This is a genomic window from Sinomonas sp. P10A9 (genome assembly GCF_041022165.1).
Taxonomy (GTDB): domain Bacteria; phylum Actinomycetota; class Actinomycetes; order Actinomycetales; family Micrococcaceae; genus Sinomonas; species Sinomonas puerhi.
The window spans coordinates 2,512,745-2,533,903 of the sequence record NZ_CP163302.1 but is presented as its reverse complement, the minus strand read 5'-3'; the positions used below and the strand labels follow the sequence as shown (position 1 = coordinate 2,533,903).

At 70.8% G+C, this 21,159-nt stretch carries 18 protein-coding genes; 12 read left to right on the top strand and 6 right to left on the bottom strand.

Features of this window, described 5'->3' with window-relative positions; translation table 11 throughout:
* The first annotated feature begins 145 nt into the window (after positions 1-145).
* From AB5L97_RS11565 to AB5L97_RS11540, 6 genes are all read left to right on the top strand, one after another.
* Positions 146-502, top strand: coding sequence for a YidH family protein (locus AB5L97_RS11565; RefSeq protein WP_307957463.1), 357 nt, complete (start codon positions 146-148; stop codon positions 500-502).
* Positions 499-867 (top strand): DUF202 domain-containing protein, encoded by a 369-nt coding sequence (locus tag AB5L97_RS11560; RefSeq protein ID WP_369044784.1) that lies wholly within the window; start codon positions 499-501, stop codon positions 865-867. Before AB5L97_RS11565 ends, AB5L97_RS11560 begins: the two co-directional genes overlap by 4 nt.
* Before the next feature lie 78 nt (positions 868-945).
* Positions 946-1,941 (top strand): aquaporin, encoded by a 996-nt coding sequence (locus tag AB5L97_RS11555; protein WP_369044783.1) that lies wholly within the window; start codon positions 946-948, stop codon positions 1,939-1,941.
* 81 nt (positions 1,942-2,022) lie between these two features.
* Positions 2,023-3,183, top strand: a complete 1,161-nt coding sequence (locus AB5L97_RS11550) for an exonuclease SbcCD subunit D (protein ID WP_369044782.1) — start codon at positions 2,023-2,025, stop codon at positions 3,181-3,183.
* Positions 3,180-6,446: an AAA family ATPase gene (locus tag AB5L97_RS11545; RefSeq protein ID WP_369044781.1), complete on the top strand. Its 3,267-nt coding sequence runs from the start codon at positions 3,180-3,182 to the stop codon at positions 6,444-6,446. The genes AB5L97_RS11550 and AB5L97_RS11545 overlap by 4 nt, the downstream gene beginning before the upstream one ends.
* Before the next feature lie 124 nt (positions 6,447-6,570).
* A complete protein-coding gene (locus AB5L97_RS11540; RefSeq protein ID WP_369044780.1) occupies positions 6,571-7,830 on the top strand; it encodes an MFS transporter in 1,260 nt (419 codons plus the stop codon).
* 80 nt (positions 7,831-7,910) lie between these two features.
* Here the strand turns inward: AB5L97_RS11540 and AB5L97_RS11535 are convergent, their stop codons facing one another.
* Positions 7,911-8,624, bottom strand: a complete 714-nt coding sequence (locus tag AB5L97_RS11535; protein ID WP_369044779.1) for an IclR family transcriptional regulator — start codon at positions 8,622-8,624, stop codon at positions 7,911-7,913.
* Between the two features lie 377 nt (positions 8,625-9,001).
* Between AB5L97_RS11535 and AB5L97_RS11530 the strand changes: the two genes are divergently transcribed.
* The 3 genes from AB5L97_RS11530 (at position 9,002) to AB5L97_RS11520 (ending at position 11,816) form a co-directional block, all read left to right on the top strand.
* Positions 9,002-10,366 carry an MFS transporter gene (locus AB5L97_RS11530; protein ID WP_307957469.1) on the top strand — a complete coding sequence of 455 codons (1,365 nt, stop codon included), beginning with the start codon at positions 9,002-9,004 and terminating at the stop codon, positions 10,364-10,366.
* A gap of 193 nt (positions 10,367-10,559) precedes the next feature.
* Entirely contained in the window at positions 10,560-10,976 is a 417-nt protein-coding gene (locus AB5L97_RS11525) for a hypothetical protein (protein WP_369044778.1), read from the top strand.
* A 54-nt stretch (positions 10,977-11,030) separates the two neighbouring features.
* Positions 11,031-11,816 (top strand): alpha/beta fold hydrolase, encoded by a 786-nt coding sequence (locus tag AB5L97_RS11520; RefSeq protein ID WP_369044777.1) that lies wholly within the window; start codon positions 11,031-11,033, stop codon positions 11,814-11,816.
* Between the two features lie 51 nt (positions 11,817-11,867).
* Here the strand turns inward: AB5L97_RS11520 and AB5L97_RS11515 are convergent, their stop codons facing one another.
* Genes AB5L97_RS11515 through AB5L97_RS11505 form a run of 3 tightly spaced genes read right to left on the bottom strand, consistent with a single transcriptional unit; the run spans position 11,868 to position 14,561 of the window.
* Positions 11,868-12,920, bottom strand: coding sequence for an alpha/beta hydrolase (locus tag AB5L97_RS11515; RefSeq protein WP_369044776.1), 1,053 nt, complete (start codon positions 12,918-12,920; stop codon positions 11,868-11,870).
* Positions 12,921-12,978: 58 nt separating this feature from the next.
* On the bottom strand, positions 12,979-13,941 hold the full coding sequence (locus AB5L97_RS11510; RefSeq protein ID WP_369044775.1) for a helix-turn-helix domain-containing protein: 963 nt from the start codon (positions 13,939-13,941) through the stop codon (positions 12,979-12,981).
* A complete protein-coding gene (locus tag AB5L97_RS11505) occupies positions 13,938-14,561 on the bottom strand; it encodes a TetR/AcrR family transcriptional regulator (protein WP_307957474.1) in 624 nt (207 codons plus the stop codon). Before AB5L97_RS11505 ends, AB5L97_RS11510 begins: the two co-directional genes overlap by 4 nt.
* Positions 14,562-14,665: 104 nt before the next feature.
* On the opposite strand from AB5L97_RS11505, the gene AB5L97_RS11500 reads away from it, so the two are divergent.
* The 3 genes from AB5L97_RS11500 (at position 14,666) to AB5L97_RS11490 (ending at position 19,396) form a co-directional block, all read left to right on the top strand.
* Positions 14,666-16,708, top strand: coding sequence for a histamine oxidase (locus tag AB5L97_RS11500; RefSeq protein WP_369044774.1), 2,043 nt, complete (start codon positions 14,666-14,668; stop codon positions 16,706-16,708).
* A 271-nt stretch (positions 16,709-16,979) separates the two neighbouring features.
* Entirely contained in the window at positions 16,980-18,503 is a 1,524-nt protein-coding gene (locus tag AB5L97_RS11495) for an APC family permease (RefSeq protein ID WP_369044773.1), read from the top strand.
* Positions 18,504-18,769: 266 nt separating this feature from the next.
* Positions 18,770-19,396, top strand: coding sequence for a DUF1992 domain-containing protein (locus tag AB5L97_RS11490; RefSeq protein ID WP_369044772.1), 627 nt, complete (start codon positions 18,770-18,772; stop codon positions 19,394-19,396).
* 125 nt (positions 19,397-19,521) lie between these two features.
* On the opposite strand, the gene AB5L97_RS11485 is transcribed toward AB5L97_RS11490, so the two are convergent.
* Positions 19,522-20,373, bottom strand: coding sequence for an HpcH/HpaI aldolase family protein (locus AB5L97_RS11485; RefSeq protein ID WP_369044771.1), 852 nt, complete (start codon positions 20,371-20,373; stop codon positions 19,522-19,524).
* Positions 20,358-21,158 carry a 2-keto-4-pentenoate hydratase gene (locus AB5L97_RS11480; protein ID WP_369044770.1) on the bottom strand — a complete coding sequence of 267 codons (801 nt, stop codon included), beginning with the start codon at positions 21,156-21,158 and terminating at the stop codon, positions 20,358-20,360. Before AB5L97_RS11480 ends, AB5L97_RS11485 begins: the two co-directional genes overlap by 16 nt.
* Between the last annotated feature and the right edge of the window lies 1 nt (position 21,159).

Genomic DNA, 21,159 nt, shown 5'->3' with positions numbered 1-21,159 from the left:
TTCAGCAGTCAATGCCCGCGGTCCCTGTCCGGTGAGTGCCGGGTCAGGGTCGGGGCGGTGTCGCGCCGATGGCGCCACTCGCCCGCACGATATCCTGCGTGGGCGGATGGCGCCGCCCCACCGCGAGAGGATCGAGGAGACGCGCATGCGGGAACCACAGTGGCGTAGGAGCGGAACGACTCCCGACTACCGTTTCTCGCTGGCCAATGAGCGTACTTTCCTTGCCTGGCTGCGGACGTCGCTCGCTCTGTTGGCAGGGGCCGTCGCGCTGGACCAGCTCACCCCGAACATCGCCCCGACGCTCGTGCGCGGGGTCCTCGCTGTCGCGCTTGCCGGCGTCGGGGCCACCTTGGCGGTCCTTGCCTATCGTCGCTGGGCCCACGCCGAGCAGGCCATGCGTCACGGGCGCGAACTGCCGTTCTCGCGGGTCATGCTCGGCATGACGGTCGTCGTCTTCCTCGCGGCGCTCGTCTTCGCCGTCCTCGTCGTCGTGCGGCCGTGACGGTCCCCCCCGCGCCGGGGGAGGGGCGCCCCGCCCGGGATCCTGGACTCCAGCCAGAGAGGACCTCGCTGGCGTGGCGGAGGACCGTCCTGTCCCTCCTGGTCCTCGATCTCCTCGTCTTCAGGGCGTGGCTCCTCGCCATCGAGGGTCGCGGCGCGCACGGACCGGGCATCGTCGCCGTGCTGGGAGTGTGCGCCGCGGCTGCCGTGCTCGCCACCGCCGCCCTCGCCACGTGCGCGCGCGTGAGGGCACGTGAGCTTCGTCACGGCACGACTGGGCCGCCCGCCGTCGTCATGCGCGTTGCCACCGCCTCGTTCGCCCTGCTCGGACTCGCGACGATCGCCGTCGTCGTGCTCGGACGATAGTCTTCTCACGGACCGGCGCGCCCCGCGGGCTCGCAGGCGCTCCGTTGTGACCAACCAACGAAAAAAAGGACTCGCGCTATGACCGCAGATGTGGCCGCTCCCGCGGCCGTGAAGACTCCTGCCCCCTTTGGCATGATCGCCAAGCTCGTCGCTGAGGCCTTCGGCACCTTCCTGCTCACTTTCGGTGGCCTGGGCGTGGCACTGTTCAGCAACCCCTCGGCCGCGCCGATCCCCACGGCCTTCGCCGTCGGCCTGAGCATTGCAGTGGGCATCGCCGCCGTGGGCCACATTTCGGGCGGCCACTTCAACCCGGCCGTGACCCTCGGGCTTGCCGTCGCGGGACGCACGAACTGGCGCCTTGTTCCGGCCTACATCGTCTCGCAGATCGTCGGGGGCCTCGTCGGCACCCTCCTGCTGTGGGTGACCGTGAGGACCCTGCCCAACCTGAGCAACGTCCAGACGATCTTCACGCAGCTCTCCAACGGCGTCGATGATCTCTCCCCGAGCAAGTTCCCGATGGCCGGCGGCCTCCTCGCCGAGATCGTAGCGACCGCCGTGTTCGTGGCGATCATCCTCTTCGTGACCAGCAAGCGCGCGGTCAAGGGCATGGCGCCGTGGGCCATCGGCCTCGGCCTCGCGATCCTCGTCCAGGCGATCTCGCCGATCACGAACGCTTCGCTCAACCCGGCCCGCTCGACCGCCACCGCGCTCTTCGCCGAGGGCAACTCGATCGGCCAGCTCTGGGTCTTCTGGGCCGCACCGCTCCTCGGCGCTGTCATCACGGGCCTCCTCTTCCGCGGCTTCGGCTCCTCGGACGAGCTGCACGGTGCGACTGCCGGCGGCATCGCCGACATCACGGCCGAGGCCACCCGTGACGACAGCGTGCGGGTCTCCGACGCCGAGGCCGCGGATGCCGTGGCCGAGGTCGCGGCTGAGACGCCCGCCGTCGAAGCGGAGACCGCGGACGACGACGCGCAGGCACCCTCGGGTGACGCGGCACCTGCCGCTGGCACCGCCGCTACCAAGCGGACGGGCGACGACGAGGCGCGCGAGTTCTTCGACAAGAGCCACTGAGCCCAGGCTCACAGCCGCACCATCGCGGCACGCGCCGGTGGCACCGCAGGAATGTCGGTGCCACCGGCTAGCGTCTGAACCATGAAGATCCTGCACACGTCGGACTGGCACCTCGGCCGGTCGTTCCATGGGGTCGGCATGCTCGCGGCCCAGACTGCATGGCTCGACGGACTCGTGGAGTGCGTCGAGTCGGAGGGCGTGGGCGCGGTGCTCATTGCGGGCGATGTGTATGACAGGGCGCTTCCCGCCGTCGACGTGGTCGAACTCCTCGACCGGACGCTCGTGCGCCTCGCCGAAGCCGGCGCCCAGGTCATCATCACGAGCGGGAACCACGATTCGGCGGTGCGGCTCGGCTTCGCGTCCAAGCTCCTCGAACGCGGTGGAGTCCATCTGCGGACACGGATCGAGGACATCGCGAATCCCGTCCTGCTGCCCATCGGGGACGCGCACATCGCCGTGTACGGGCTCCCGTACCTCGAGCCCAGGCTCGTCGCCGAGGCGCTCGGTGCGATCGGCGCGGGGCATGTCCCCGTCACCGCAGCAGCTCTCGACCGCGCGCGGGAGGATCTCGCCCGCCGTCGATCCGAAGGCACCGTGCACGCGATTGTCATGGCCCATACGTTCGCCGGTGGAGGCGCACCCAGCGAGAGCGAGCGGTCGCTGTCGGTCGGTGGACTCGACGTCGTTCCGCTGACGATGTTCGAGGGGTTCGACTACGCGGCGCTCGGCCATCTCCATGGGCGCCAGGAGCTCGCCCCGGGCATCCGCTACTCCGGCTCGCCGCTTGCCTATTCGTTCTCCGAGGCACGGCAGGCCAAGGGGGCCTGGATGCTCGACGTCGGGCCCGACGGAATCACGTCGATCAGCCCGATTGGCTGGCCCAGCAGGCACCGCCTCGCCGTCCTGCGCGGCACCCTCGAGGAACTGCTTTCGGATGGGGCACATTCCGACGCCGAGTCCGCCTATTGCCACATCACGCTCACCGATCCCGAGCGGCCCCAGCGCGCCATGGAGCGCCTCCGCGCGCGGTTCCCGCTCGCCGTCGCCCTCGCCTTCGATCCGCAGGGCGTCACGCGGAACGCAGTGGCGAACTACAGCGAGCGGGTCGCGTCGGCGCGGAGCGACCTGGACCTCTGCTGCGGCTTTCTCGACCACGTCCGAGGCCGTTCTGCAAACGAGACTGAACAGGCCGCTCTGGCCGAGGCGCTCGAGGCCGTGAGGCTCGCGGAGGTGTCCCGATGAGGCTGCACCGGCTGGAAATCAGCGCGTTCGGGCCGTTCGCCGGGAACGAGCGGATCGACTTCGACGCTCTCGCAGAGCATGGGCTGTTCCTGCTCAACGGACCGACAGGTGCCGGGAAGACCAGCATCCTCGACGCCGTGTGCTTCGCGCTGTACGGGAGCCTGCCAGGGGCCAGGCAGGGGAGCAAGGCGCTCAAGAGCCACCACGCGGCCGCGGAAGCGGAACCATCGGTCCTCCTTGAGTTCACTGCCCAGGGGCGTCGCTTCGAGGTCAGGCGGAGCCCGGAATGGTCCCGGCCGAGCGCCCGCTCGTCGGCGGGCTGGGTTATTCAGAAGGCGTCGACCCACGTCCGCGAGCTCAGCGACGGGGAGTGGCGCCCGCTCACGTCCCGTAATGACGAGGCGGGCGCACTCCTGGGCGACGTCCTGGGAATGGCACGCGAGCAGTTCACGCGGGTGGTCCTGCTGCCGCAGGGCGAGTTCGCGTCCTTCCTGCGGGCGAAGGCATCGGAGCGGGTGGACCTGCTCGAGAAGCTGTTCGGCACGCAGCGCTTCGCTGAGGTGGAGGCACAGCTCGGGGTCCTAGCCCAATCGGCCCGAACCGCCGCCGAGATTGCGGAGCAGGCGGCCGTGGCCCACGTCATGAGGCTCGAGGCCGAGGTCGCGGCGCACGCCGGGCCCTCCGCCGGCGTACGGGGCTTCAGTCGTGAGGACTCAGATCACCCCGGGTCTGATCACATCGGCTCTGATCACACCGGGTCTGATCACATGGGGCCTGGTCACCCCGCTTCGGTCTCGGTCCCCGCGCTTGATCCAGATGCGCCGGTCGAACCGGCCCACGTCAGGGCGATGTTCGCGTGGGCGGACGAGGCGTTCGGGTGGCAGCACGAAGTCGCTGCCGAGGAACGCGAGACCGCCAACAAGACGGTGGCTGCCGCGCGCGCGGAGGCCGAGGCGCTCGAGCGAGCTCTCGAGGATACCGGTGAGCTTGAGCTCGCGCGGGCCCGTAAGGCCGCGTGGGAGGCGGGTGCCGGGGAGCATCTCGAACGGAACCGGCGACTTGCAGGCCATCGGGCGGCCAGCAGCCTGCGCGCGGCCCTGACCGAGGCCGACCGGTCGTCGAAGGTGCTGGCAACGGCCACGGTTGGCGCGTTCGCAGCCCTCGAGGCCGCCGCCGCGGTGGGATGGACCCCAGAGCCGAGACTCGCGGCACCGCTCGGTGCAGCGGGGGAACCGGGAACTGGGCCGGGGACCGGCGACCTATGGGACCCCGGAACTGGGCGGGGGATCCAGAGTGACGAGGAACCCCTGATCCCCGCGGTCGAAGAGGCGCGGAGGGCAGCCTCGTCTGCCTCTGCTGATGCCGCGGTCTTGGCAGAGCGCGTCTCCGTCGAACGGGAGCTTACCGAGCTCGAGGCCAGGGTCGGCGCCGATCGTGCGCTCCTTGCCGCAGCCACGGCCCGTGCCACGGCCTTCGCCGAGTCCGCGGACGCGCTTGACGCCGAACTCGCCGCGCTCGAGGAGGAACGCGCGCGCCTTGAGCCGGCAGCGGCGGCGCTCGCTGTCTCGAGGTTCGAGGCGGAATCTGCCGAGGCAGTCGTTACGGCGGTCCAGGAGCACGGGCAGGCCCTGCGGACGGTGAATGAGGCCGAGATGCAGTACGACGGGCTCCGTGCTGCGGCCCTGAACGCGAGGCAGTCGTGGCTCGAACTTCGGGAACGCAGGCTCGAGCAGACCGCGGCAGAGCTTGCTGCGCACCTCGCCGAAGGCGCACCGTGCCCCGTCTGCGGCTCACCCGAACACCCAGCGCCCGCCGTTGGCGCCCAGAATCCGCTCCTCCTCGTCGATGCCGAACGGGCTGCGGCCCGGGAGTCGGAGGCCGCGGTGGAAGATGAGCGCCGAGCCCGTGACGCCGTGGCCTCTGCCAGGGCGCGCCTCGCCGGCGTCGACGCCCGCGGAGGAGCAACCGACCCCGACAAGGCCGTGCGCCTCCTTGAGGAGAAGCTCGCAGGGGTGCAGAGGGCGGTTGAGGCGCAGGCGCGACTGACGCTCATCACGGGACGTAGGGGCGGGCTGGTCCAACGGCGCGACACCGCGCTGGCCGGGCGGGACGAGGCATCCGCCCTGCGCATCCGGGCCGAGGAGTCCGTGCTCCGCGCGAGCGAGGAAGTCGAGCGCAGGCGCGCTGAGGTGGAAGTGCTCCGCGCCGGATTCGCGACTGTCGAGGCACGCCGGGTCGACGTCGCGGCGCGTGCACGAACGCTCGGCGCGCTTGCGGACTCCCTCATAGGACACCGCAACGCGGAGGTCGCGAAGACTCGCGCCGCTGAGATTCTCAGCGCCGCGCTGGCGGAGACCGAGTTTCAGGATGAGGCTGCCGCGAGGTCCGCGCTCATGGACGCCGCAGACGCGGCACGAGCGGAGTCGCAGGCCTCGGATTACGACGCAGAGGGCCAACGGCTGAGCGGACTTTTCGGCTCGGCGGCCGTGCGCCGCGCCCTCGCCGCGGAGTCAGGGGGCGTCGCACCCTCCCGCGACGACCTCGCGAGGCTGCGCGCTTCTGAAGGGGAAGCAGAGCGCAGGCTCCGGGACGCCGATCTGGCAGCGACGGACGCCTCTGGAGCCCGGAAGCGGTGTCTCGCTCTGCGAGAGAGGTTCGAGGACTCGGTGCCGGCGCTCGAGAAGACCAGGGCGCGCTCCCACGCGCTGGGGGAGCTGGCTCGGACGGCCCGGGGACAGGGCGACAATGAGCGGCGCATGTCCCTCCACAGCTACGTCCTGGCCGCGCGCCTCGAGCAGGTCGCCACGGCCGCGACCGAGCGGCTGCTCGCCATGAGTGACGGCCGCTTCAGCCTTGAGCACTCCGACGCCCTCGCCGCGCGGGGTGCGGCCTCAGGACTCGGACTCGAGGTAGTGGACGGATGGACGGGCCAGAAGCGCGATCCGTCGACGCTCTCCGGCGGCGAGTCCTTCATGGCCTCGCTCGCCCTCGCGCTCGCCTTGGCCGATGTGGTCCAGCACGAGTCGGGGGGGATAGACATCGAGACCCTCTTCGTCGATGAGGGATTCGGCAGCCTCGACGAGCAGGCCCTCGAGCAGGTCATGGACGCGATCGAGGGCCTGCGGGCTGGCGGCCGGGTGGTGGGCCTTGTCAGCCATGTCCCGGAACTGAAGCAGCGCATCCCCGCCCAGATCCGCGTCAGCAAGGGGCGGGATGGGTCCCACGTTGAGTCGGTTGGGCTCGTGCCGGCGGTCCCGGCCTGAGGTCCCCTGCGGTCGGCTGGCCCCATCGTCCGGCAGGCGCCCTGCGAGCGGCACATGGTCGAAGCAGGCCAGACGTTAGGATGTGAGAGCTACCGGGTCCAGCACGGCGGGTGGCGGGGACGCCGTGCGTGTCGTTGAGGTGCCCGTGGCCGTCCGCGTCTCCCTGCTGTCCCGCTACGCCGTGCTGCCTCGGCTCGCCGGAACCAGCTTCATTCCCCTTGCGCTCATGGCACGCCTTCCGCTGGCCAAGCTCACCCTCGGCACTCTGACCCTCGTGTCGGTTGCCTCCAGCTCGTATGCGCTCGGCGGCCTCGCCGCTGGCGGCGTCGGCGTCGGTGCCGCGATCGGCGCCCCGGTCCTCGGGTGGATCGCCGACCGCACGGGGCAGCGCCGCGTGGTCCTGATTGCCGGCCTCGTCAATGCGGCCGCGATGGCGGCCATCGTCGCCGCATGCTACCCGCCCGGAGGGCTCCATGAGCCGCATGCGGGCATGGTGCTCCCGGCGGCTCTTGCGGCGGGTCTCACGAATCCCCAGGTGGGTCCACTCGCGCGGGCCAGATGGATGGCCCTCACCGAATCGCGGCCGCTCCGCGAGCTTGAGCGTGACGCCGCCTTCTCCTACGAGGGAACGGCGGACGAGGTGACGTTCGTCCTGGGCCCGGCGCTCGTCGGCGCACTGGCCGCCTTCGTCGCGCCGTGGCTGCCGCTCGTCGTCGCCGCACTAGTCTCGGCCGTCTTCGTCACGGCCTTCGCACTGCACTCCACCGCCGCGTCGGTTCGCCCCAAGCCGGGCCCGCGTGTACCAGCCGCCGGGTCCCGACGGCCCGGGGCCTGGGCCCCCGTCCTCATTCCGATAGGCGCCATGCTCGCTATGGGCGCCTACTTCGGCGGCACGCAGACCGCACTCACGGCGTTCGCGGGCGGGCTGCGCTCGGCCGAGGCCGCCGGACTCCTCTATTCCGCGCTGGGCCTGACCTCCGCGGTGGCGGCGCTCAGTGTCGCGGCGTGGCCATCCCGCTTCGTGCTCCCGGCTCGGTGGTCTGCCAGCGCCGCCCTCCTCTTGGGCGCCACGCTGCTTCTCTTCACGCCGCAGACCCTTGGCGCCATGACGCTCGTCATGCTGCTCGTTGGAATCCCCGTGGGGCCCATCATGGTCACGGTCTATGCCATCGGTGGGAGGCTCGCGCCCGCCGGCCGAGTCGGCACGGTCATGACGGCACTCGCGAGCGGGCTCGTGGCGGGTGTGGCCCTCGGAGCGGGCTGGGCGGGCGCGCTGGCCGAATCGGGCGGCCCGCAGTCTGCGTACACCGTTCCGATCACGGCGGCCGGGGTGCTCCTCCTCCTGGGCGTCGTCGTGATGGTCCTGCGCCGCGGACGCGGCTGACCTGTCGGGAGGCCCGCGCTTGGCTCCGGCGCATGGTTGGGGCGCTCAGCCGACGGCCCCCGCCAGGATCCCGCGGCCGCTCAGCCGACGGCGCTGGCTATCCGCGTCGCCGCGGCCTGGAGGGCCGCCCCGATGGGGGCGCTGTCGACGGCGTCGGCACTGAGGTAGACGACGGCCAGCGCGGCCGGCCGGTGGTGGGGCAGCAGGAGCGGGACCGCGACCGAGGCCGTCCCCGGGATCACTTCGTCATGGCTCAGCGCGTACCCGCGCACGCGCGACTCGTCGGCCTCGCGCCGGTAAGGCACCCCCGGCACACGCTGTTCCCACTCCGTGCGGCCGAGCGCCGACTGGATCGCGATGCCGGGGCCGCCCCGGTCGAGGGGGTGGCGGGTCCCCGGGTGCTGGGCGAGGGTGGCCCCGTTGTGCTGGGGCTCCACCGTGGCGAGGGTGATGCAGTCCGTGCGGTCCCACAGCGCCACGAACGAGGTCATGCGCAGCTCTGCGGCGAGCCGCCCGAGCTCGGGGAGTGCGGCGGCCTGGAGGTCCCGGGACACCGATCGGGCCAGGACGGCTAGCCCTGCACCTGGCTGCAGTCGACCCGAGTCGTCGCGCGTCACGAGGGCGTGGTCCTCGAGCGTGCGTACAATCCGATAGGCGATCGAGCGGTGCACGTCCAGCTGGGCCGAGAGCTCCGCGATCGTCAGGGGCGTCCGGGCCTCGGCGAGGATCTCGAGGGCGCGGATGCCGCGCGAGAGGGTCTGGGAGTGCGGGCCGGTCTCGGCGGTGCGGGGCATGGGTACGTCCTCACGAAGGTCTGGCCCGACTGGAGCGCGATGCGTTCTATATCGGCACACCCAGTTCAAATATCGAACAGTGGTTCCAAGTATCGGGCAGGCATGCCGGCGGCGCAAGCAGCCTCGATTCGGGCGGCGTCGTGCTCCCCGAAGCGCGCGAGCCATTCGGCGCACCGACCGCACCGCTCGCCGCACACCTCGGCCGAGGGGAATGCTACCGGTGTGCCCCATCTCACATCTCGTGTATCCTGCTCTTTATTGACCGACCAATCGGTAAGTAAATCGGTAAAGCAATTGCCGAGAGGCGGCTGCCTCGAGGCAGGTCGAGTCAATGCCTTTTGGCCCCCGTGCCCCGCACCCTAAACCACGGAGTTCGAATGACCCAGGCAGTCAACGCTGGCCGACCCTCTTCCGCGATGTCGCGTGAGGAGCGTCGGGTTCTGGCCGGCACTCTCGTCGGCACCACGATCGAGTGGTACGACTTCTTCATCTATGCCCAGGCGGCCGGCGTCGTGCTCGGCCCGCTCTTCCTCGCCCCCGTCGCCAAGGAGAACCCGGGCCTGTCCCAGGTGATCGCCTTCGCGACGATCGGCATCTCGTTCCTCTTCCGCCCCCTCGGGGCGATCGTTGCCGGCCACCTGGGCGACCGCCTGGGCCGCAAGCAGATGCTCGTGTTCACGCTCATCATGATGGGCCTCTCCACGTCCCTCATCGGCGTGCTGCCCACCTACGCGCAGGTCGGGGCACTGGCACCGGTCCTGCTGATCCTGCTCCGTGTGCTGCAGGGCTTCTCGGCCGGTGGCGAGTGGGGCGGAGCAGCGCTCATGTCCGTCGAGCACGCGCCGAAGGGCCGCCGCGGCTACTTCGGCGCCTATCCGCAGATCGGCGTTCCGATCGGCATGATCCTCGCCACCTTCACGCTCTGGCTGCTGACCACGGTAATGGGCCCGGCCTTCGCCCAGTGGGGCTGGCGCCTGCCCTTCCTGTTCTCGATCGTGCTGATCGTGGTCGGCTACATGATCCGCCGCGCGGTGGAGGAGAGCCCGGTCTTCCTGGCGCTCCAGGAGCGCCGCAAGGAGTCCTCGGCCCCCCTCGGGCAGCTGTTCCGGTACAACTGGAAAGAAGTCATCCTCACCGCGGTCATCTTCATCGCGAACAACGCGGCCGGCTACCTGCTCATCGCCTACTTCGCCACCTACGCGGTCAAGGTGCTCAAGATGGACCAGCCCACGGTCCTGCTCGCCACGACGCTGGCCTCCTTCGGCTGGCTCGTCTTCACGCTCTGGGGCGGGCTGATCTCCGACAGGCTGGGCCGGATCCGCACGTTCCAGATCGGCTACGCGTTCCTCGCGCTGTGGGCGGTGCCGATGTGGTTCCTCATCGACACGAAGGACATCGTCTGGTACTTCGTGGCCATCTTCGTCATGACGATCGGCCTCGGCCTGTCCTACGGCCCGCAGTCGGCACTCTACGCCGAGATGTTCCCTGCCCGGGTGCGCTACTCGGGGGTCTCGATCGGCTACGCCCTCGGCGCGATCCTCGGCGGCGCGTTCGCCCCGATGATCGCCGAGATGCTCATGAACCAGTTCAAGATGTCCTGGACGATCGGCGTCTACATCGCGATTGCCGCGGTCATCTCCCTCATCGCCGTCTCGCTCGTGAAGGAGACCAAGGGGGTCGACCTCCACGTGGAAGAGGCCCACGCCGACTACGTCCGCGAACACCCCGATGCCGTGCACTGAGCCAGTACTGGCCGCGCTCACCTGATCGGGCGCACGACGGCGGGCCGTCCCCTTTTGGGGGTGGCCCGCCGTTGCGCTGTGGCCGCCGCGCTGCCTGCGAGGCTGGGGCGGACTCCGGGTCTGTGCGCGCGTCGTCAACCGCCGTGCGCGTGGACCGCGGCGCCCGTCCACGGACCTGCGGGACAGTGGTGGCATGGAGCACAGGATGTCAGGGCGCTGGGCCGCCGTCGCAGCAACCGCCGGCGGAGCCGCCCATCTGGCCATGGTCCCCGCAGGCGGCTGGATGGCCGTCCTCGCGGGCGCGATGGCCGCCGCATGCACGCCCTGTGCCTGGCACTTGTGGCGCGGACCCAGCCTGCGCGCGGGCCACGCAGTCATCGCCATGTCGGTGGCCATGGCGCTCGTCCACGCGGTACTCGTGCTCGGCGCGTTCGGCGGGGCCCACGGCGGAGGGCACGCCCACGGCGCCCAAGCCGCGCTCTCCGGGGGCCTAGCGGACGGCCATGCGACGACCATGCTGGCGGTCATCGCGGTCGAGCTCCTCACCGCCTTCGCCGCCGCGGCATGGGTGCGCCGACAGCGGCTGACGCGCGGCGCCGTCGTGCGCTGAGCGATCCGTCACAGCGAGCGCCGTTCCGCGGCAGCACGGCGGTAGGGTGTGCCGGTGAGTACGACCCAGAACCCGGCCGACGGTACCGAGATCTCGTACGACGCCGCGGGGAGCGGCCCCGCCGTCGTCCTCCTCCACGGATCAGCGCTCTCAAGGGCAATCTGGCGCGGGCTCGGCTATGTCAAGGCGCTCGACGGCTTCACGGTGGTGCGCATCGATCTGCGCGGCCACGGCCGCAGCGGCAAGCCGGACCACGCGGCCGCGTACCGCATGCCGCGGCACACCGGCGATGTCCTTGCCGTCCTCGACGCCGAGGGGATCCCCAGGGCCCACGTGGCGGGCTACTCGCTCGGCTCGCGCGTCGCCTTCTCGCTCGCAGCCACCGCACCCGATCGCACCACCTCCCTGACCGCACTCGGAGGCACCTTCAGGCCGCAGCGCGGCGAGGTGGCCAAGGTCTTCTTCCCGGGGTACCTCGAGGCCCTCGAGTCCGGCCGGATCGAGGCCTTCGTGGAGGGGCTCGATGCCGCCGGAAAGCGGTTGGACCCTGCCACCCGCCAGGCGTTCCTCGCCAACGACCCCGCCGCGCTCGCCGCGTGCTTCGCCGGCACCGAGGAGGACCCGGGGCTGCCCGAAGCCGTCATCGCCCAGCTGGCGCTGCCCGCCCTCCTCATGGCAGGCACGCGCGACCCGCAGCGGCTCGAGGATTCGCGGCGGGCCGCGCAGCTGATGCCGAATGCTCGTTTCATCGAGCTGCCCGGGCGCACCCACGCCGGCACCCTCGCGCCGGCGGGGCCGATCCTCGACGAGCTGGTGCCGTTCCTGCGGGCGGCGTCGTAGGCGGACCCGCGGGGTCCTCAGGACGGCTTGGCTCCGCGCGGGCCGCCGCGCCTACAGCCCGTCGACGCGCTCGGCCCAGGCGTCCGGGCCCCCGAGGCGCAGCGCGCCCGCCGTCCACGCGGCCATGCGGGCGTAGGCGCGGCGCCGGATGGGTGCGGGCGAGAGGAAGATGTCATGCATCGCGCCGGGTACCCGCACGATAGTGACGTTCTCGCCCAGTGAGAGCGCGCGGTGGGCCACCCTGTCGACGTTGATCGCCACGTCGGCCGACGCCGCGTCGTCGCGCCACTGCGGGGACAGGTAGCTCTTGTCCGAGAGGAGCACCAGCACCGGGAGCTCGAGCCTGAGCCCTTGGGCCACCTGATCCTGGCCGACGAAGACCGCAGCGAGGAATCCGGGAGGGAGCTGGAAGGCCTTCGCCGGCCGCCAGAGCGCGTTGTACGTCCATTCGCCGCCGAGCTCTGCAGAGATGGTCCGCGCGTAGTTGCCCGAATCGATGCCCGGCAGCGCACGGTGGGGCAGGAGCCTCGCATGGGCCTCAAGAAGGGGGGCCATGGCGCGGCGGGCGATCTCGGATGCCTGGAATTCGAGCCACGGGCTGTTGAGGACAACGGCGTCGACCGACTCGGGGTGCCGCGCGGTCCAGAGGCTCAGGATGAGCCCTCCCGTCGAGTGGCCGAGCAGGAGCAGCCGACGCCGCGGCGCGCGCGAGGAGGCCGCGTCGTCGTGCGTCGGTTGTCCCATGGCCGTCAGGGCGGAGGCAATGTCGGCATCGAAGTCGGTCAGGCTCGAGGCGTCGCCGGGTACCTTGCCGGGGCGGAGGCTCCGACCGAAGCCGTGCAGGTCAAGGGCATAGAAGCGGGCCCCGGCTCGGTGCCAGAACTCGGCAAGCGGGCGCTGGAAGAAGTAGTCGCTCCATCCGTGCACGTACAGCACGTCCGTGCCGATGGCCGGCTTGCGCCACCACCGTCTCGACGCCCCCCGGTACCGCACGAGGGTGGCGGGCTCGCCGTCGTGACCCGCGAGCGTCAGCTGCTCGAAGCCGTCTCCGAGACCATCCGGAACCCAGCCCCGCGCCTCGTCTCCCGTACGGATCCGCGCCATGGAGTCGATGCTAGCTGCGGGCGGTGCCTCGCGGGAAAGGTTCAGGCTCCAGAGACGATCAACCTACCGCCGCCCGGTAGGAGGTCGGAGGAAGGCCGTAGGCGGCCCGGAAGATCCGGGAGAAGTGCGCCGAGTCGGTGAATCCCCAGCGTGCGGCGATGGCAGTGACCGGCCGGTCGGCCAGCACCGGGTCGCGGAGGTCGCGCCGGCAGCGCTCGAGCCGGCGCTCGCGGATGGACGCCGAGACGGTGGTCCCGAGCTCCCGGAAGAGGTCGTGGAGGTGGCGGGTCGAGATGAAGTGTGCCGCCGCGATGGAGCCGGGGGAGAGGGCCTGATCGGGCAGGTGGACCTCGATGTAGTCGTGGATCCGCGCGAGCAGCATCTGGTGCGGATCGCGGGAGGCGGCCGAGCGGAGGTCGAGCTCTCCGTTGAACAGCGTCGTGACGAGGTCGAGCGCGTTGTTGATGAGCCGTGAACCGTTGGGGCCGGCCACGGCGGCCAGATTCTCCGACAGCCGCACGAGGAAGGGAGCCACGAGCGCCCCGAGGCCGTCGGAGCCGCTCATGGACGTGGCCGTGATCTGGGCCATGGCGTCCGGAGGGAGGTCGAGGGCCGCGTGGGGGAACATGAGCACGAGCGAGCGGAAGTCGCCGTCGAACGCGAGCGTGTACGGCCGGTCCGTGGAGTAGACGGCGAGGTTGCCGGGCGTGAGGACCGCCTCGCGGCCGTCCTGCAGGAGGAGCCCCGTTCCCGCGAGCTGGATGCTCAGCTTGAAGTACTTGCGCTCCGACGCGGCGACGAGCTCGCTCGTGCGCAGCACCGTGTGACTGCTCGCCGCGACCTCGATCATGCTCAGGTCCCGCGAGGCCAGATGCCTGCCGCGCATGCTGCCCTCGAACCCCGACCGACGGTCGGCCTCGACGTGGAGCGGGACGAAGGAGGCCGAGACCGCGCGCCGCCACGAGTCGAAGTCGTGGGCGAGCGTGACCTCGAGGCCCTCGGCAGTCTGGATAGCGCTCATGCTGCCACCCCGGCCAGGAGGCCGTCGAGGAGGCAGTCCAGCTGGGCAACGAGCTGGCCCGTGCCGTGGTGGCCGGGGGAGAGCGTGGCCGTGATCTGGGCACCGAGCACGAGGTCCATGACGGCGCCGACCGCCGCGGTGAGTTCCGCCGCGGATCCCTGCCCGGCGGCGTCGTGCGCCTGCGACCCGGTGAAGCCCGCCTCGCGCAGGAGGCCGGCGAGGGCCGAGCGCCACTGGTCCATGGACCGCTCGTGCAGCGCGGCCTTCGCAGGATCGCGCAAAGCCTTGTTCCAGAAGGCGATGGCCACGCGAGCCTCGGCGAGGCGCTCCTCGTCGAGCGGCAGGATCTCGTGACAGTAGGCCCGCAGCGCGTCACGGCCGGACAGCCCGGCGGTGGCACCGTCCATGCGCCGGTTGGTCTGGGCGAAGACGTGCTCGAAGGCGAAGTCCAGCAGTCGGTCCTTCGAGTCGAAGTAGGGCTTGAGGGCGCCGTTCGCGAAGCCTGCCTCCGCCGCGATCTCGCGCATCGTCGCGGCGTCGATCCCGCGCTCCGCGATGACCCGCCACGTGGCGTCGACGAGCTCGAGTCGCCTCTGGTCGTGGTCGACGATCTTCGGCATCTGCCCTCCCACCTCTTTTTTCTACAACCGTTGTGATTCAGCTTACAGTTCGTTATTCTCTACGTCTATAGAAAAAACTCCTTCGCCTACCCCAGGAGATCGCCATGAGCACGGAGACCACCATCCACGACCACGCGTGCCACGAGGCTGAAGGCGTCGAGCCGGAGGCTCAGGCCGCGGGCCAGTATGCCCTCGCGACGGCCGCCGAGGTCTCGGCCGCGCGCGGCATCCTTGAGCGCGCCGGCCTGTGGCACGAGACAACGCGCATCGCGTATCTCGGCCTCGTCGACCCGCCCCGCGGCCGGGGAGGGGATCACGAGGGCATCGACCGCCGCTTCCGCGCGTTCCTGCACGACGTCGCCGGTGCTGCGCCGCACGACGTCACCCTTTCGGTGACGCGCGGCGAGGTGGACTCGGACGTCGAGCTCGACACCGCGGTGTCGGGCGAGCTGCCCGTCCTCGAGGAGGAGTTCGAGGCCGTCGAGGAGATCCTCAACGCCGATCCGCGCTGGCTCGCCGCCCTCGAGGCACGCGGCCTCGCGGTCTCCACGGTACGGGTCGCACCGCTGTCGGCCGGCGTCTTCGACTACCCCGAGGAGAAGGGCCGCCGGATCCTGCGCGGCCTCGCGTTCGTGCAGGAGCACGAGACTGACAGCCCGTGGGCACACCCCGTGGACGGCCTCGTCGCGTACGTCGACGTCGTGAACCGCAGCGTGGACCAGGTGCTCGACTTCGGCGTGGTCCCGGTCCCGGCCGAGCACGGCAACTTCACCGACCCCGAGCTGACCGGGCCGATCCGTACCACCCAGAAGCCCATCGAGATCATCCAGGCCGAGGGACCGAGCTTCACGGTCATGGGCGGCAACCATGTCGAGTGGGAGCGCTGGAGCCTCGACGTCGGCTTCGATGTGCGCGAGGGCCTTGTGCTGCACAACATCGCCTTCGACGATGCGTCCGCAGGACAGAGCACGGGACAGGGCGCAGGGCAGAGCACAGGACAGGGCACAGGAGAGCCGGGCGATCCCCGCCCCGCGCGCCGTCGTCGGATCCTGGACCGTGCCTCGATCGCGGAGATGGTCGTGCCGTACGGCGACCCGTCCCCGGTGCGCTCGTGGCAGAACTACTTCGACACCGGCGAGTACCTCGTGGGCCAGTTCGCCAACTCCCTCGAGCTGGGCTGCGACTGCCTCGGCGAGATCACCTACCTCAGCCCCGTGGTGAGCGACGCGTTCGGCAGGCCCCGGACCATCGCGAACGGCATCTGCATGCACGAGGAGGACTGGTCCATCCTGTCCAAGCACTCGGACCTGTGGAGCGGGGTCAACTATGTGCGGCGCAACCGCCGTCTCGTCATCAGCTTCTTCACCACGATCGGCAACTACGACTACGGCTTCTACTGGTACCTCTACCTCGACGGCACGATCGAGTTCGAGGCCAAGGCCACCGGCGTCGTGTTCACGAGCGCCCAGCCGTCCAAGGACTACCCGTACTCGTCCGAGATGGCGCCGGGGCTCGGTGCGCCGTTCCACCAGCACCTCTTCAGCGCACGCCTCGATTTCGCGCTCGACGGCGGCCCGAACCGCGTCGAGGAGGAGGACGCCGTGCGCGTGCCGATGGGCCCCGGGAACGAGCGCGGCAACGCGTTCACGCGCAAGCGCACCGTTCTGGCCCGCGAGTTGGAGGCCGCACGCGACGCCGAACCTGCGCTCGGCCGATCGTGGGTCGTCTCGAACCCGTCCTCCCTCAACCGGCTCGGCGAGCCGGTCGCGTACAAGATCCATTCCCAAGGTCAGCCGACCCTCCTTGCCGACCCCGCGTCGTCGGTCGCGGGCCGCGCGGCGTTCGCTACGAAGGCCCTCTGGGTCACCCAGTACGACGAGGCCGAGCGGTACCCGACGGGAGACTTCGTCAACCAGCACCCGGGCGGCGCGGGCCTGCCGGCCTATCAGGCGCAGGACCGCGACATCGACGGGACCGACCTCGTCGTGTGGCACACGTTCGGGCTCACGCACTTCCCGCGTCCCGAGGACTGGCCCATCATGCCCGTGGACCACGTGGGCTTCAAGATCCGCCCCGAGGGCTTCTTCGACCGCAGTCCGGTCCTCGATGTTCCCGCGCCGGTATCCGGCGGCCACTGCCACATGTAGCCCGTTCGTGCTGCGGGCAGGCCCCGCCACGCGCACGACGGCGCGCGCTCGCCTCCCGCGGTGGGCGCGCGCCGTCGTCCTCCGGGTCCGGCGTGCGGCGCGCTGCGCCGCTCCAGCTCGCGTGGACAACAACCGTTCGCTGTGCGACAAGTCACACCGTGTGCTGCTGCAGCACGATGGTTCTGCGGCCACCGCACTGCTCCCGATGCACCCCCGGCGGCATCCGCTCCCCGGCCGCTCCCAGAACCCCCCCGACATACTTGGAGGAACCATGAGCACCTCGACAAGCGCGCAGCGCACGGCGAAGGAGGGAGCAGTGGCCCAGGCCGCCCCCCACGGGCGCCAGCGCCGCCTCGGCGTCGCGTCGGTGACCCTCATGATCATCGCGGCGTCCGCTCCGCTGACCGTCCTGGCCGGAGGCGTGACGACGACGTTCGCCGTGACCGGCCTGCTCGGAGTCCCGCTGTCCTACCTCGTGCTCGGCGCCATCCTCGCGGTCTTCGCCGTCGGGTACGCCGCCATGAGCCGCCACGTGACCAACGCCGGCGCGTTCTACGCCTACGCGGCGCAGGGCATCTCCCGTCCCGCCGGCGTGGGCGTCTCGCTCGTGGCGCTCATGGCCTACAACCTCATGCAGGTGGGCATCTACGGGCTCTTCGGCTTCACGGTCTCCTCGCTCCTTGCCGAACGCTTCGGCATCGACATCCCGTGGTGGGCGGCGGTGCTCGTGTGCATCGCGGTGGTCGCGGTCCTCGGCGTCAATCGCGTGGACCTCTCGGCGAAGGTGCTCGGCATCCTCGTGGCGCTCGAGTTCCTCGTGGTGATCGTGTATGACGTTGCCGCGTTCGCCGCCGCCCCCGAGGGCATCACCGCCGAGCCCCTGTCGCCGTCGAGCCTGTTCGTCCCGGGCGTCGGCGCCGTGCTCTCATTCGGCGTCGCGGCCTTCATGGGCTTCGAGTCCGCCGCGATCTACGGCGAAGAGGCCAAGGACCCCCACCGCACGATCCCGCGCGCCACCTACACCGCCGTGGGCATCATCGCGCTGTTCTACGCGGTCTCCTCGTGGGCGATGGCCGTGGGCGTAGGCCCCTCGCAGCTTGCCGACCAGGCTGGCCAGCAGGGCCCGGACCTCGTCTTCACCTTCCTCGGGTCCCACGTCGGCCAGATCGCCGCGGACATCGCCCAGGTGCTGTTCATCACGAGCCTCTTCGCCGCGCTGGTGAGCTTCCACAACGCCGTTGCACGCTACTTCTTCTCGCTCGGCCGCGAGCGTGTCCTGCCCGGCTGGCTCGAGGCCACGAGCCACCACGGCGCGCCCAAGGCCGGCTCGCTCGTGCAGACCGGCATCGCCGTTGTCGTGACTGTCGCGTTCGCCATCGCCGGGAACGGCTCCGACCTCGGCCCGCTGTACCCGGTGCTGACCATGTTCACGTGGCTCACGAACGCCGGCGCCATGGGCCTCGTGCTGCTCATGGCGATCGTCTCCGCTGCCGTGATCGGCTTCTTCCGCCGGCGCCGCATCGCCAGCGTCGGGATCTGGACGTCCACCGTGGCGCCAGGCCTCGGGGCCGTCGCGCTCGCCGTCGTGTTCGGTCTCATCGTGGCGAACTTCGACGTTCTGCTCGGCCTCACCGAGCCGAGCGTCCTCAGCTGGGTCCTTCCGGCGATCGTGGTACTGCCAGGCGTCATCGGGATCGTCTGGGCGCTCCGGCTCCGTGGCACGCACCCGGCCCTGTACTCGCGCATCGGCCATGGCGAGGAGGGGAAGGCCCACCACCTCGGCGACGACGACTGACTCCTCGGCGCTGTCTGGCGGGCGCTCCCGACGTCGGAGCGCGACCCAGCTGCTGCCCCGCCCGTGACTACCGTGCCGTCACGTCCTACCGTGGACGTGACGGCACGGTTCTGTGTGCTCCGCTTGCGTGACCGCCGCCTCCGCAGGTCGCTTCCGGCGTTGCGGCCGCTTCCGGGTGCGCGCGTGTTGCGTGCCCCGTCGGTACAGTGGCGGACCCTACGGTTCCGGGCCGCGCACGCGACGAGAGGAGCGATGGAGGTGACGACATGACGGACGGCACGGACAGCCGACGCGGGGAGGAGCTCAGACGCAGGCTCGAGCACGCGGCCGAGCTGCGGGCAGGCGGGGTGGCGCAGGGTCCCGAGGAAGCCGAGGAGATCGCGCGGGAGGACGAGCTCAACCGCAGGCGTCGCCGGGTCGACAGTGCCCGGCGGGCCGACTACCTCATCCGGGACGCGATGGCGCGCGGCGAGTTCGACCACCTCGAGTACGCCGGCAAGCCTATCCCGAACCTCGACAACGCCAATGATCCCGACTGGTGGATCAAGGGCCTCATCCAGCGCGAGCAGCTCACGGGACTCGGCCCCGAGGCCCTGGTCCTGAGGGTGGAGGACGAGCGGCTTGAGGCCACGCTCGACGCGCTCCACACCGAGGGCCAGATCCGCGAGAGCCTCGAGGCGTTCAACCGGCGCGTCATCGAGGCGCGCCGCCAGCTCCTCGGCGGGCCGCCTGTCATCACGAAGACGCGCGACATCGAAGCCGAGGTGCGCGCCTGGCACGAGCGGCGCACGGTCGCGGCGGCAGCCCGCGCGGAAGAGGAGGCGCACGACGACGCCGCTCGCCCGCCGTCGTTCTGGCGGCGGCTGGTCGGCAGACGCCGCGAAGGTGGTTGACCTGCAGCGACCGCGGTGGGTGAGCGCAGCCCCGCGGTGGTTGAGCGCAGTCGAAACGACGAAGCGGAGCGGAAACCCGAGGGGTTTCTGCTCCGCTCCGCACTCGATCACCGCAGCAGGCGACCTCAGTAGCTGGCCGGCCGCTCGCCGTCGTCCTGTGCGGAAGACGCGCCCGGCGCCGCGAAACGCGAGGCGAGCTCCTCGCTCGAGCGGGCGAGGATCGCCACGTCCGCGCCCACGAGCACGAAGCGCGCGCCGCGGTCGATGTAGTGCCGCGCGCTCGACTCGACGAACGCGTTGACGCCGGCGGGTTTCCCGGCCTTCTGGGCGGCGTCGAGGCACCGTTCAACCGCGGCCCGCACCTCGGGGTGCTCCTGCTGGCCGAGGAGTCCCATGGACGCCGCGAGGTCGGACGGGCCGATGAAGATCCCGTCCACCCCGTCCACCGCCAGGATCTCCTCGACCTTGGCGACCGCCTCGGCGGTCTCGATCTGGACCGTGAGCGAGATCGTCTCGTCCGCGCGCGCGAGGTAGTCCGGGATGCGGTTCCACCGGGCGGCGCGGGCGAGGGCGGAGCCGACGCCGCGGACGCCGTGGGGCGGGTACCGCACGCCCGCGACGGCGGCACGGGCCTGCTCGGCGTCGTTGACCATGGGGATCAGGAGGTTCTGGGCCCCCAGATCGAGGTACTGCTTGATCAGCACCGTGTCGTTCCACGGCAGCCGGACCATGGGCAGCACCGGGTAGCCGTGCACCGCGTGCAGCTGGGCCAGGACCGACTCGAGCGAGTTCGGGCTGTGCTCGGCATCGATGAGGAGCCACTGCGCGCCGGAGCCGGCCATGATCTCGGCCACCAGCGGACTGCCCGAGCAGACCCACAGGCCGATCTGCGCGCTGGGGCCCTCGGGGCCGGCGCCTGTCTGGGCCTGGGCGAGGGCGTGGCGGAACGTCTTCTCGGGCTCTAGACGAAACGGCATGTCACCGTCCCCAGGGGCCCGTAGTCGGCGTAGACCGTGTCGCCCTCGTAGACCCACATGGGCCGGGTGAACGAGCCGGCGAGGATGAGGTCCCCCGCACGCAGGTCCTGCCCGTGCTGGGCGAGCTTGTCCGCGAGCCACGCCACGCCTGTGGCCGGGTGATTGAGGACGCCGGCCGCCACGCCGGTCTCGACGATCTCCTGGTTGCGGTACAGGAGGGAGGCGATCCAGCGGAGGTCGGTCTCGTGCGGTCGCACCGGGCGGCCGCCCACCACCATCGCCCCGAGCGCGGCGTTGTCCGAGATGGTGTCCACGATGGTGCGGCCCTCCATCTCGATCCTCGAGTCGAGGATCTCGAGCGCTGGCACCACGTAGTCGGTCGCGTCGAGCACGTCGAACAGCGTGACAGCTGTTCCGTTCGGGCCACGGCCCGTGAGGTCCTTGCCGAGCTTGAACGCGAGCTCGACCTCGATGCGCGGATGCGTGTAGCGCTTCCACTCGACGACGGCACCGTTCTCGAGGACCTGGTCGTCGAAGATGACGCCGTAGTCCGGCTCGGTGATGCCCGTGGCCGCCTGCATGGCCTTCGACGTGAGGCCGATCTTGCGCCCCGCCACCCGCCGTCCCTCGGCCTCGAGCCGACTGGCCCAGAGCTTCTGGACCGCGTACGCGTCCTCGACGTCCATGCCCTCGTACCGGGTGTGGAGGAGCGGGACGGGCGTGCGCGTCCGCCCGGCCTCCACGAGCTCGTCGGCGATCGCCGCGATGGTCTCCTCGTTCAGCATC

Bases quoted from the DNA above. Each gene is read 5' to 3' on its own strand.
- AB5L97_RS11545 (WP_369044781.1), top strand. From the start codon at position 3,180: ATGAGGCTGCACCGGCTGGAAATCAGCGCGTTCGGGCCGTTCGCCGGG.
- AB5L97_RS11485 (WP_369044771.1), bottom strand. From the start codon at position 20,373: ATGCCGTTTCGTCTAGAGCCCGAGAAGACGTTCCGCCACGCCCTCGCC.
- AB5L97_RS11555 (WP_369044783.1), top strand. From the start codon at position 946: ATGACCGCAGATGTGGCCGCTCCCGCGGCCGTGAAGACTCCTGCCCCC.
- AB5L97_RS11525 (WP_369044778.1), top strand. From the start codon at position 10,560: ATGGAGCACAGGATGTCAGGGCGCTGGGCCGCCGTCGCAGCAACCGCC.
- AB5L97_RS11530 (WP_307957469.1), top strand. From the start codon at position 9,002: ATGACCCAGGCAGTCAACGCTGGCCGACCCTCTTCCGCGATGTCGCGT.
- AB5L97_RS11505 (WP_307957474.1), bottom strand. From the start codon at position 14,561: ATGCCGAAGATCGTCGACCACGACCAGAGGCGACTCGAGCTCGTCGAC.
- AB5L97_RS11490 (WP_369044772.1), top strand. From the start codon at position 18,770: ATGACGGACGGCACGGACAGCCGACGCGGGGAGGAGCTCAGACGCAGG.
- AB5L97_RS11480 (WP_369044770.1), bottom strand. From the start codon at position 21,158: ATGCTGAACGAGGAGACCATCGCGGCGATCGCCGACGAGCTCGTGGAG.
- AB5L97_RS11510 (WP_369044775.1), bottom strand. From the start codon at position 13,941: ATGAGCGCTATCCAGACTGCCGAGGGCCTCGAGGTCACGCTCGCCCAC.
- AB5L97_RS11535 (WP_369044779.1), bottom strand. From the start codon at position 8,624: ATGCCCCGCACCGCCGAGACCGGCCCGCACTCCCAGACCCTCTCGCGC.
- AB5L97_RS11495 (WP_369044773.1), top strand. From the start codon at position 16,980: ATGAGCACCTCGACAAGCGCGCAGCGCACGGCGAAGGAGGGAGCAGTG.
- AB5L97_RS11515 (WP_369044776.1), bottom strand. From the start codon at position 12,920: ATGGCGCGGATCCGTACGGGAGACGAGGCGCGGGGCTGGGTTCCGGAT.
- AB5L97_RS11565 (WP_307957463.1), top strand. From the start codon at position 146: ATGCGGGAACCACAGTGGCGTAGGAGCGGAACGACTCCCGACTACCGT.
- AB5L97_RS11500 (WP_369044774.1), top strand. From the start codon at position 14,666: ATGAGCACGGAGACCACCATCCACGACCACGCGTGCCACGAGGCTGAA.
- AB5L97_RS11550 (WP_369044782.1), top strand. From the start codon at position 2,023: ATGAAGATCCTGCACACGTCGGACTGGCACCTCGGCCGGTCGTTCCAT.